Source organism: Vibrio tapetis subsp. tapetis (assembly GCF_900233005.1).
GTDB lineage: Bacteria > Pseudomonadota > Gammaproteobacteria > Enterobacterales > Vibrionaceae > Vibrio > Vibrio tapetis.
This window is the reverse complement of record NZ_LT960611.1, coordinates 2,239,534-2,251,738: the sequence shown is the minus strand read 5'-3', so window position 1 is coordinate 2,251,738 and position 12,205 is coordinate 2,239,534. Positions and strand designations below refer to the sequence as shown.

Genomic DNA, 12,205 nt, shown 5'->3' with positions numbered 1-12,205 from the left:
ACCATGATTGGACCAAGGAAGAGCAAAAGAATCATTACAAGCTATAAGATCACATATTCGTAAGCATTACAGAATCGAGCAGAAGGCAAAATGTGCTTATTGTAGAAAAGACGTCAGTGTTCAATCTGCTTCAAATTGCCATGTCGAGCACATTGCGCCCAAAGAAATGTATAAGAAGTATATGTTTTATCCTAAAAATTTATGCGTTGCTTGTGCAGATTGTAATTCCATCAAATGGAATCGTGACACCATAAAGCCACTTAGCAACGGAGAGCGGAAAAGGTATCCATCTTCGTCAGGGGCTTTCTTGTTAGTCCATCCTCACTTCGATGATTATGCAGAGCATATCGATATTTTTCGTGACCGTTGGTATGTGGACAAAACTAAAAAAGGGCACTTCACTATTGGGTTGTGTAAATTGAATCAACGTTCTATCGACTTTGGCTATCTTGAGCCTGATGAAATGATGGTTTTAGCTGAAGATCTTCGCGATGCGAAATCGAAAGGCGCCAGTCACCTAGTAGATTTAATAAAGGAACGTATGCGTGAACTACTTGATGATTAAAGGCGCTATAGATTAACAATGTTGACGGACTTCTACTCATGAATTGATGGGTAACTCAGCAGTTCCCCTAACAAGGTTCTGTCCAGAGGCTTCATAGGTCTGAAATTTGATCTGAACCAGTAGAACTGGACACCTCACTGAGCGACTTTCCGATAGCAAAAGTTATCCGAGTTTTTCTATTTTACGTGATTACTCTAAGAAGGATTTGTCCAGAGGCGTGCTGACGGGATATGAAACACGAAAATACCCCTTTATTGGTTTCGTCAAAAAGCCTACGGGCGTGCTTGGGTGAATCTTGAACTAAAATAACTAATCTGATACCCATTTTTTACAAAGTGTGAAAAGTGGGTACTATTAAGCGGTTCTTACTTCAAATGAATACACTGAGTCTTGCCCTGTAAATTGCTCTTAAAGCATCACAAACTTACAAGGTACTATGAAAGTAACCTCTTTGCTTAAGTATCCCAATCTCCGCTAGGAGCGTTTGACTTGCTATAAGGGCTGTTTCTGAGCGTAAACTCACAGATTTACCATAATAGGAATAATGACTACCGTATTTTAAAGGGTATAGCCTTGTTTTACTTTGGGTTGCCCCTATATCTCATATGAGCAATGTTGCTATTTAACTGGTTGGGTTTTGATATGGCTATTTATGTAGCGCCTGGCAATAAAGTCGGGCGAGATGGGGGCTCTTTTCAAGAGTGTAAAATGAACACGACAAGTCATACGGTTGTAACTAAATATGGTCGATACTGTACTATTCGTGACCACGAATTAGCACCACCGACAAGTACTGCGGGTAGACATTGGTTACAGATTTATAGAACACCAGATAACACGGAGTAATATCCGTAACACTAGTAAAAGGGTCGCCCTAGTGGCGGCCTTTTTTGTTTGCCCAGCGAAGCTGGCAAACCCATTAGGCTGAAAGAAGCCTAAATCACCCTGATTGAGGGGAAGATAATCCGAATCGCAAGGGCGTTGCTGGCCAACGGCAGGGTCTGAAGGAAGCGATAGGAAGTTAACAGTACACAACGAAAGTGAACCTGATTCGGCAATTTAGGTGGGTAAGCGTGCAAAATAGCGTGAAGCCCGATACTCAATCAGACCTAGGTTGTGCTTGAGGGTGGCATTGTTAACAGGGAGCCAGTGCAGTAACTGGGGAAGCCTGACACCACATCCGAGCAAACGTCGGAAGCATAAACTCAAGGCGAGAGCCAAGATCTATGTTGGTGCGAGGTGGCAGATGAATCCGTAGTAGTGAGTAAAGCCCAGCCTGTGAAGCCCAGTAATGGTGTGGAGGATAAAACTGAGCTGACCATCAGTAACACGTCTGATGGGACAACATTTTGCCAAAAGCAATCTGGTGTTGCGAAGGGATGAAGTACATTTTAAGTCTGTGATGAGCAGATGTTTTTTTTCAGTGGTATACAAATTGATTAGCTATCGAGGTATTCCGTCTCGGTCTTTGTGAAAGTAAAGCACTGAAGCGAGAAACCGTACAAGGGAGTAACTCTGACTCACTCTAGTAAATTGCCATTGAGCTAGAAGGCTAGAGAGTGGAGTGAAATACACCAACACTGTGAGAGAGCATTTGTCCCCACACGGCACACAATCTAAAGGAAAAAGTTGAGAGTTTACTACAGTTTATATGGTCACTTGCTCCACAAAGAGCGACTCTATAAAGGATTTAAAAAAGTGTGGAAAGCGAAAGGCGCGGCCGGAATAGATAGGCAGAGCCTAAGCGACTACGCCCAAAATCTGAGTGATAACCTAGATCAACTTCTTCTGGAACTCAAAACCAAGCGATACACCCCTCAACCCGTCAGACGGGTAGAAATACCGAAAGATGATGGTGGGGTGCGATTACTTGGGATCCCAACAGTACGGGATAGAGTTGTCCAACAAGCTCTAAATGATCTATTAACCCCAATCTTCGAAGAGCAGTTTCACCCATCCAGCTTTGGGTATAGACCGAATCGAAGTTGTCACGATGCTATAAACAAAGCGACGATGTTCATCCGTCGATACGGAATGCAACACGTCGTAGATATGGACTTATCGAAGTGCTTCGATAAGCTCGATCATGAGCTTATTCTAAAAAGCATTAAGAAACGAGTCACAGACAGTAGCGTACTGGAGCTCATCAAACAGTTCCTGAAAAGTGGCGTAATGGTTGATGGAGAGTGGCAGCATACCGAGATAGGTAGTCCGCAAGGTGGAGTAATAAGCCCACTGATAGCGAACATCTATCTGGATGCGTTTGATCAAGAGATGCGAAAGCGAGGACATCGAATAGTCCGTTATGCCGACGACATACTGATCTTCTGTCGCAGCCGTAAAGGTGCAGAAAATGCGCAAGTACAGGCAACGAAGGTCCTGGAAAAACAGCTCAAGTTAACGGTGAACGAAACCAAATCACACATAGCGCACAGCGGCGAAGGTGTGAAATTCCTTGGAATAGAAATCGGTAGCCATTATAGCCGTATTCAGCCAAAGAAAATGTCGACGTTCAAAGGAAAGTTGAAGCGAGTGACAAGACGCAATGGCGGTAAGCCATTGTTAGAAGTCATTAAACAACTGGCCGCGTGGTTAAGGCGAAGACTTCGCAGCGTCCAATTACGATTATGGAAAAAACCGACCCGACTCCACCGCAGGCTAAGACAGCTAGGTTATGAAGGGTCATTCAGGTATATCTGTATGGATAGTTGGAGAAATGCTGCGAGTCCATTAGCCAGTTACTCGATGCCAAATCAATGGTTTAACGACCTTGGATTAGTGAATCTTGAACACGTTAGGACAGGATATGTGTTCAGCCATTATGTTGAATGGAAATGTGCATGAGCCGTATACGAGGTCCGTACGTACGGTTCTGTGAGAGGGATGAGGCGGAGACGCCTCACCCTACTCGATGTTACAGCATCATTGCCATTTAACGTAACGTAAATTAGTGCGTACCAAAAAATCAAACCTTCCAACGAGCGCAAGTTTACTGCTTGCGCTACGTCCCACAATTTCACTTTGCAATACTTATAGTTATCTTTGTATTGCTCAATTAGCAAAGCCCCTGATTCACTTTTTGTCCCAAAGTTTGTTAGACCTTTTTCAATAAGAAAACTGCTAGCTTGATTTATCCCTATCTATGCTAATGTTTCGACATGGAACACAGAGCAAACACAAAAATCCTCGTATATTCAATCCAGTATTTAGGTATGCTTGGGGTGAAAGGATGTAATAAACATCCAACATCAACATGTTAAGCTGGTAGGCACTTGCGTTAAAAGACTCCAAAAACAGCAAGTACTCTTGAAATATATACAATGATTTAACGTCGAAAAATCATAAATATAGGCAAGCATTATGAGCGCAAAAGAAGAAGTAGTATTGAAAATACTGGGTTACCTAAATGAAATTGAAGTGCGTGCTACTTATGGTGCTGTTGCTGAGGTGTTGGGAGTATTACCTCGCAGTGTTGGACAGCAGTTTTTAGGTGAAAAGCGACCATATGCTTCTTGGGTTGTTCGTGAAGACACTGGTTTACCTACAGACTATTTGGAAGACCAACGAGGCTGTAGAATTTCTCCTCGCCCGTCTCAATTCTGATCCTGCCGCCATTTCATCACGATATGAACTTGAACGCACTAACTCCTTGTGATCTAATCTAAATTATTCGCCACAAGACACGGTTATGCCCAACTTCAAAACCGATTACTCGAACCAAAACATGTTCGTCCCTATCATCATCGATGAACAACTCATCCCCGGAACTATTGAGTATGCGATTTCCCACATTGTCGATAACCACCTCGACCTCTCGCCCTTTGATGCGCACTACCACAACGACAAAAACGGGGCGGCGGCTTATCCACCCTCCATCATGCTTAAGGTTATTTTTTACGCCTATTCCCTCGGCATGTTAACTAGCCGACGCATAGAAAGAGCCTGCATCAACAATGTCACTTTCATGTGCTTATCGGGCGACGAGCGACCACACTTCACCACTATCGCGGCTTTCATCGCACAAATGAAAGACACCATCGAACCACTGTTCACTCAGGTTCTCATGATATGCGATGAACAAGGCCTAATTGGCCATAACATGTTTGCTATTGATGGCTGTAAAATTTCATCCAATGCTAGTAAAGAATGGAGTGGCACACACGAAGAGCTTCTCCGTAAAAAAGAAAAACTACAGCGGGCGAGCCAGCGAATTATCGAGCGTCATCAAAGCCAAGATTCGCTCCCAAATGAAGTTATCGAACAAGACCTAAGACAAAAACAAAAGCTTGATAGCAGCGCCGATAAAATAGGTGCATTTCTGGCGAGCACTCAAGACAAATTGGGCAGCAGTAAAAAACCCGTAAAAAGCAACATCACGGACAATGACAGCGCCAAAATGACCACCTCAAAAGGCACGATTCAAGGTTATAACGGCATCGCCATCACAGATGACAAGCACCAAATTATTTTACACAGCCAAGTGTGGGGAAGCGTTGGTGAGCAGCAAACATTAAAGCCTGCAGTGCTCGCTTTGAAAGAACAATTAGAGAAGCTACCCAACAGCTCAGAGCGCACCACCAAGTTCACCGCAGACAGTGGATTTCACAGTAAAACTAACCTCAAGTTCCTATCTGAGACCCCTTATGATTGTTACATAGCAGACACTGGATTTCGCAGTCGTAATCCACTATTTCAAAACAGTGAAACCTATCAGACCGAGCAAGAGAAAAAACGGAAGAAACGCTCGAAAACAGGTAAAACCTGTTACTCCATTTCTATGTTCGAGTTCAACCAAGACGAAATGACTTGCCGATGCCCTGCAGGAAATATGATGCGACTGAGCAGCAAAAACGCCGTCATCCGTGGGGAGCGTGGTGCTCAGTTTTGTGGATACCTAAACGACTGCAGACAATGCGTGCATCAACCGCTGTGCATGAGAAAACCGCCTGGCAAGCAAGCAAGCAAGTCGGTCGACAAGTCTTCTTCATCTACAAAAATACCAAAGACTTTGACCACATGCAGGCCATGAAAGACAAGATTGATAGCCCAGAAGGAAGGCGGCAATACAGTAAACGGCTTGGGTGTGTTGAACCTGTTTTTGGTAACATCACCGTCAACAAACAGATGAATCGATTTACGCTAAGAGGACAAGAGAAAGTGAACGCCCAATGGGCGATGTTCAGCATGCTTCACAACATAGAAAAGCTAAGAAATTGCATTATCTAGAGGGTAAAACCTCTCAAATCAACGAAAAATCCAGATTCCCTCTCATCCTGTCGCTCTATCTTTCCTTACTATGGTAAAGGTCGCTATCATCGAGCAGTATTTACGCCGTTGCCAGTAGGATTAATGACGATAAAAACATGGGAAATCGGTGAAAAATCGAGAAATTCTACAGCCTCAACTGCATCCTAAGTTACTTTCCAAGAAAAGCCTTATAAAGTCTGGTTCTGTGTTGAGGCGTAACATTGGATTGAGCAAGAGTACCTAACAAGGCGTTAGCATTCAGGATGCGTATTTCGGAGCATTGCGATCACCTATTTCGGCATTATCCGATCACCTGTTTCGGTTTAAACCGATCGCTCATTCCGCAATAATCCGATCACTTTAGCCCAAACTCCGAAATGGGCGATCGGAATAGCGAAATCACTGATCGGATACTCCGAAACCCTCCCTTTTTCTCTTTTAAATCAACCAGTCGCTATCCTTGTTAGTAGTCGTATACAACTAGGAAGTGATGATGCCAAAAAAGAGAACACCAATGACAAAAATCAAAGAGGTTTTACGCCTTAAATTCGAGTGCGGATTGTCACACAGAAATATCGCTTCCTGTCTGAAAATTGGTTGTGCGACCGTATCTGAAATCATCAGTCGTTTTAATCAAAGCCAAATAGGTTGGCCGCTCCCTGATAGTTGTTCAGATACAGAGTTAACCAATGCGCTTTATCACCCAAAAGGAGCGAATAAAGCCAAAGCGATGCCAAACTTCGCTAACTGTTGTACGGAACTAAAAAGAAAAGGCATGACGAAACTGCTGTTGTGGGAAGAATATTACGAGCAATATCAGGAGCGAGCCTACGCTTATACTCAGTTCTGTGAACATTACATGCGTTGGTTAAAGAAGCAGAAGCGTAGCATGCGACAGACCCACATCGCAGGTGACAAGCTGTTCATTGATTACTGTGGCCCAACGATCCCAGTCGTTAACCCTGACACGGGAGAGATCCGTCATGCCCAGGTTTTTGTTGCCACTCTTGGTGCATCCAATTATACCTACGTGGAAGCAAGTGAGAGTCAAAAACTAGAACACTGGCTGGAAGCCCATGCCAATGCCTTCGAACACTTCGGCGGGGTTCCAAGGTTGTTAGTCCCTGATAACCTGCGTTCGGCTGTCACTAAACATGACCGCTATGAACCTCAGCTCAACGATAGTTACCAGAAACTATCTAACCATTACCAGACGGCTGTCATGCCTGCTCGACCATACAAACCTAAAGACAAAGCAAAAGCTGAAAATGCAGTGCTCATTGTTGAGCGTTGGATAATGATGCGACTACGACACAATACCTTCCACACGTTCAAAGAGTTAAACCTAGCCATCCGTGAGCTAATGAATGATTTGAACCAAAGGGAAATGAAACAGCTAGGAGCCAGCCGTCAGGCACTGTTCGAGCAGTTAGATAAACCAGCATTGAGACCACTTCCAATCCAACGCTACATCTATACCGAAACTAAGCGGGCGAAAGTTGGGCCTGACTACCACATAGAGTACAGAAAACATTACTACTCTGTGCCTCACCAGTTAGTGGGACAACATGTTGAACTTGAAGCCACTTCCCGCTTGATACGCATTTATTATCAAGGAAACCTAGTCTCACAACATCCATGTAGCCCAAAAGAACGAGGGATAAGCACTTACCCCGAACACATGCCCAGCAACCATCGGTATCAGAAATGGTCTCCTGAACGATTATTGCGCTGGGGAGAACATATTGGCGCTGCAACTCGTGAAATGGTGAATGTTCAATTGATGAAAAAGGCACACCCTGAACAAGCTTATCGTAGCTGTCTTGGCTTATTGAACCTGAGTAAAAAATACGGTGATGTTCGTCTAGAGCAAGCCTGTAAGGATGCGCTTCTAATCAATAAACCCTATCTTAAGTTCGTCAAAAACTTGTTAGTAAACCATCGGGAAGGCCAACTCTCATCAGAAACTCAAACCACACCCAACATAGAGCACAGCAATGTTCGTGGCCCTGACTTTTACCACTAGGAGTACGTAATGAACCAGATAAATGAACAACTAAAAGCACTTCGCCTTGGTCATGCAGCACAAGCTTTAGAGCAGCAACGTGAGCAGCTATCCACTTACGCAGAGCTAGCGTTCGAAGAAAGGTTAAGCTTACTTCTAGAGAGTGAGTTGCTTAACCGAAACCAAACTAAGATCCAAAGGCTCAAGCGACAAGCCAAGCTCAGAGTAGATGCGCAGGCAAGCCAAATTATTTACAAAGAAGGGCGAGGTCTAATGCGGAGTCAGATGAGTGAACTTCTGACAGGAATCTATCTGCACAAACATCAAAATATCTTGATCACTGGCCCTACAGGAGCAGGAAAAACCTATATCGCTTGCGCTTTATCGGCTCAGGCTTGCGAGCAGCAACATAGCGTTCGATATTACCGTTTGAGTCGCTTACTGGATGATCTAAGTTCAGGCCGTCTTGACGGCACATATCAAAAACAGCTACTGGCACTATCGAAAAAAGGCTTACTCGTCCTAGATGACTGGGGAATGGAAAAGCTCACTCAGGATCATGCAGGTCATTTACTGGAGTTACTTGAAGACAGATATCAGGTCAGCAGCACGATGATGATAAGCCAACTTCCTGTAAAAGAATGGTACAACATGATAGGTAACGCCACGGTTGCTGATGCTGTTTTAGACCGATTAATCCATAACAGCCACCGATTAGAACTAGGAGGGGAATCAATGAGAAAACTGGCGCAATCCGATCAGTTAGAGTAAAACTAGAGGTAGAGAAAAACGGCAGGGTCAGGTGATCGGATTAAACCGAAACGCCCGATCGGAATCGCCGAAATACGCATCAGGAGTAATATGAATATTTTTGAGGTTGACTATGGCCTTGGCCTATTAATCGATGTAGAGGAAACGATCCAAGCAGGTATCGCAAAGCTGCTTGAGAGGAACCGCACTGAACCTTGGTTCGATGGGGTGTGGATGAACGAATACGGTGAAGTTCTTTATGGCTCTTTACTTGTTTCGGCTCAAGCTTACTGCATCAGTAGCTTACGAGATATTAACGAAATCCGAGTCAGCTTAGGGCTCAATAAATTGACCAAAGAAAAAGCATATCAAAATCACCGTGTAAAAGTTCAGGGTTACTCTCTAATAGAGATGGTTAATTGTACTGCCAATTATTTCAAACACCGAGATGAGTGGAGCGATACTTGGCCTGATAATTACACTACACGTGTTCTAACAGCATTCTCAATGGACTGTGAATTTCTGATAAATGAATTTCAGGGGTTAATTGACTCAGAATATGGTTATAAAACACTTTCCGACTTAGTTTCAGAGTGGAGAAATGACCTAATTGATCACTCGAAAAATGAAAGCTAACAAGGCGTCAACTAAATTTAGGCAATTATGAAGTACTTTAGTGATCAAGAAAGAGGCGCTACGCCTCGAACAAACAATGAGATCCCGCACAATGTCTGGTGTGGGCTCGTTGCTTTAATTCAAAAGTTAATCAATACGGGATGTTTTGGAGATGATTTTCCAGAGCTTTGCCTTGATGGACAAGGGTGCTGTGGTACTGATGAGACAGGGTTCTCCTTTGCTCTAAAAGCTGAAATATTGGGCATTGAATACCCACTTGTTACAGAAAAAGACGAAAATCCTAATGGTTGGTCGCATAAAAAAGTCCCGTTTGTTCCTAACTACTTAGACGTACTAGATTTAGTACAGTTTTGCTACGCAAATGTATCTAAGCCTACACAAGGGAGTTATCATTCGTACTATGGGCATCACCATATAGATTCGTTTGATCGTACAACTGGACGAGCCGATTTCTTAGAGAAGGTTAATACCATTTTCACTCGAAATGGTTTGGCTTATGAGCTACTAGCTGACGGTCAAATTAAAAGGGTTATGAGTGGGGCTCTAAGTTCTGTTATTCAACAAGCACCGAGAACATCTGAGCAGGAGCTCAATGACCTACTTGAGCATGCAAATAGAAAAATTTGTAATACTGACGTACGAGTTAGGTATGAAGCTTTAAAAGAGCTTTGGGACGCTTTTGAACGCATAAAGACAGTCGCTGAACCAGAAAAAAGAAAAAAGCAATCATTGGCCACCTTACTAGACAACTGTTCATCTGACCCTGATTTTCGAGCAGAACTAGAAGCAGAAGCTAAGGCTTTGACAAATATAGGAAACGCATTCTTCATTCGTCACTCAGAGATAAGCCAGATTAAACTTACTGATAGCAGTCATATTGAGTATCTCTTTCATCGACTTACAAGTTTAATGTTGTTGCTGGCTAAAAATCTAGAGTAGATCAGGGCAGTCTAAGTAAGCACAGTAAGGAGAGGGCTACCCGCTAGCTGTTGAGCTAGCGAGCGGGTTTACCTTACCAACCCTATAAGCGTGACAGAAATCCTGTCGCACTCAATGCACACACAAAAGCTGTAACGGGTTCAAAGCTTGCAACCAAAATTACAAACAATCCCCCAAAAGCAGTGATGAGCTTTGGTAAGGATGCTGAACCCGCATTATCTCGTTTCACCATAGGCTACTCCTCAAATACGTTCCTCTCAGTCTCATGAAGAGTCAGGAAGAGGAGTTCAGACTTTGCCATCTATTTTGTTTACGAGCAGTCGCAATGGTGATGGCAACCTGACTGCACTGATTTGCACATTATATAAATCAGTTGATTGCAGTCAATCAAAAGCCGAACTTCTTGTGAATGAAAATTTTCAATACGTGAGCCAATACATAAATAACGAATCTAGCAATCCTTTTAACCATTTATCCCCAATACAGAGGCTACTACTTTACTTTGCGTATATGTTGATTATTACGACTCAACGGTTACAGTTCTATGAGTTTTTCCGTTCACTGAGAATATAAATTATCAGTGTTATTAGCAGAAGGTTTTCTGTAGGTAGCTCGGCTAAAACCTTTATCAAATCAATCATAAGTTACCTTTGTCGGTTGTGGGTCGATTTAGGTAAATTAAAACTTATTAGAGGGGAGGTTAGGCAAGTGGGGTTACCTGTTAAAAGGCTAGGGGTTACCTAGGTTACCCCTAGTTGAGACTGTCTCAATTTCTGTGTAATTGCCTAAACTAAGCCTTAAAGGCTAAGGATAGGCAATATGAACAAGAAAGAGCTTGAAGCTTTCCCCAAGGAAGCAGCAAAAGGAATTAAAACCCCTGAGGACTTAACTGAGTTCAGCCAAATGATGAAAAAAATTACGGTTGAGGCCGCACTCAATGCGGAAATGGATGAGCATCTTGGCTATGAAAAACACCAACCCTCTAGATCGAATAATAGCCGCAATGGAAAGAGTAGCAAACGCGTAAAAACCGAAGATGGCGAGTTTGAACTCGATACACCTCGGGATCGCCTTGGCTCGTTTGACCCCAAGCTAGTCAAAAAACACCAATCACGATTTACCTCTATGGATGACAAAATCTTGTGGCTCTACGCCCAAGGAATGAGTACGCGTGACATCGTAAACGCTTTCGATGAGTGGTACGGTGCGGAGATATCACCCAGCCTCGTATCGCGCGTCACAAATGCGGTGATAGAAGAAATAGTGGAGTGGCAATCAAGGCCACTCGATGCCATTTATCCTATCGTTTATCTCGATTGTATTGTGGTCAAGATCCGTCAAGACAAGCGTATCATCAATAAGTCGATTTTCCTTGCTTTAGGTATTAACACCGATGGTCAGAAAGAGCTAATGGGCATGTGGATAGCCGAAAACGAGGGGGCTAAGTTTTGGCAGAGTGTTCTAACTGAACTCAATCAACGTGGTGTTGAAGATATCCTTATTGCGTGTGTAGATGGATTGAAGGGCTTTCCTGACGCTATCAATACTGTCTTCCCCCAAACGCATATTCAGCTTTGTATCGTCCATATGGTGCGGAACTCATTGAAGTATGTGTCTTGGAAAGACTATAAGGCGGTGACTGCCGACCTGAAACGAGTGTATCGCTCTACTACAGAAGATGAGGCTCTACTCGAATGGGCGCGCCTCGGCTAATTATGGGAGGGGCGATATCCGCAAATATCTAAGTCCTGGCGCAATCACTGGCAGAACCTCAACACGCTCTTCAACTACCCAGAAGATATCCGTAGAGCCATCTACACAACCAATGCTATTGAGTCTCTCAATAGCGTGATCCGTAAAGCACTAAAAAAGCGGAAGATCTTCCCTAACGATGAGGCCGCAACCAAAATGGTGTACTTAGCAATCAAAGACGCCAGCAAGAAATGGACGATGCCCATTCAAAACTGGCGTCAGGCTATGAGTCGGTTTATTATCGAGTTCGAGGAACGTCTCGATAAACACGTTAACTAAATGGCAGTTACACAGAATCTGTTACAGCCTCC

Annotated in this window: 9 protein-coding genes and 3 pseudogenes; 11 read left to right on the top strand and 1 reads right to left on the bottom strand. The window is 43.6% G+C overall.

Features of this window, described 5'->3' with window-relative positions; genetic code table 11:
- Nucleotides 1-7 precede the first annotated feature (7 nt).
- The 10 genes and pseudogenes from VTAP4600_RS26230 to VTAP4600_RS09905 all read left to right on the top strand — a co-directional run.
- Nucleotides 8-181 (top strand): annotated as a pseudogene (locus tag VTAP4600_RS26230) (hypothetical protein); the annotation flags it as partial.
- A 126-nt stretch (nt 182-307) separates the two neighbouring features.
- The gene (locus VTAP4600_RS26225; protein WP_231897925.1) at nt 308-565 is read left to right on the top strand and encodes a hypothetical protein; all 258 of its coding nucleotides are present in this window, start codon (nt 308-310) and stop codon (nt 563-565) included.
- 642 nt (nt 566-1,207) lie between these two features.
- Complete coding sequence (locus tag VTAP4600_RS09945; protein WP_102523959.1) at nt 1,208-1,411, top strand: hypothetical protein; 204 nt, start codon at nt 1,208-1,210, stop codon at nt 1,409-1,411.
- Between the two features lie 783 nt (nt 1,412-2,194).
- On the top strand, nt 2,195-3,409 hold the full coding sequence (gene ltrA / locus VTAP4600_RS09940; protein ID WP_102522654.1) for a group II intron reverse transcriptase/maturase: 1,215 nt from the start codon (nt 2,195-2,197) through the stop codon (nt 3,407-3,409).
- Nucleotides 3,410-3,925: 516 nt separating this feature from the next.
- On the top strand, nt 3,926-4,168 hold the full coding sequence (locus VTAP4600_RS09930) for a hypothetical protein (RefSeq protein WP_102522652.1): 243 nt from the start codon (nt 3,926-3,928) through the stop codon (nt 4,166-4,168).
- Between the two features lie 85 nt (nt 4,169-4,253).
- Nucleotides 4,254-5,791: pseudogene (locus VTAP4600_RS09925) on the top strand (transposase).
- A gap of 514 nt (nt 5,792-6,305) precedes the next feature.
- A complete protein-coding gene (gene istA, locus VTAP4600_RS09920; RefSeq protein WP_102521770.1) occupies nt 6,306-7,838 on the top strand; it encodes an IS21 family transposase in 1,533 nt (510 codons plus the stop codon).
- Nucleotides 7,839-7,847: 9 nt separating this feature from the next.
- Nucleotides 7,848-8,588: an IS21-like element helper ATPase IstB gene (gene istB / locus VTAP4600_RS09915; protein WP_012397030.1), complete on the top strand. Its 741-nt coding sequence runs from the start codon at nt 7,848-7,850 to the stop codon at nt 8,586-8,588.
- 90 nt (nt 8,589-8,678) lie between these two features.
- Nucleotides 8,679-9,203: a hypothetical protein gene (locus VTAP4600_RS09910; RefSeq protein WP_102522651.1), complete on the top strand. Its 525-nt coding sequence runs from the start codon at nt 8,679-8,681 to the stop codon at nt 9,201-9,203.
- Nucleotides 9,204-9,230: 27 nt separating this feature from the next.
- Entirely contained in the window at nt 9,231-10,142 is a 912-nt protein-coding gene (locus VTAP4600_RS09905) for an AbiJ-NTD4 domain-containing protein (RefSeq protein WP_102522650.1), read from the top strand.
- A gap of 82 nt (nt 10,143-10,224) precedes the next feature.
- On the opposite strand, the gene VTAP4600_RS25935 is transcribed toward VTAP4600_RS09905, so the two are convergent.
- Nucleotides 10,225-10,374, bottom strand: a complete 150-nt coding sequence (locus VTAP4600_RS25935; protein ID WP_172443113.1) for a hypothetical protein — start codon at nt 10,372-10,374, stop codon at nt 10,225-10,227.
- Nucleotides 10,375-10,961: 587 nt separating this feature from the next.
- Here VTAP4600_RS25935 and VTAP4600_RS09900 point away from each other — a divergent pair.
- Nucleotides 10,962-12,173 (top strand): annotated as a pseudogene (locus tag VTAP4600_RS09900) (IS256 family transposase).
- Nucleotides 12,174-12,205: the final 32 nt, after the last annotated feature.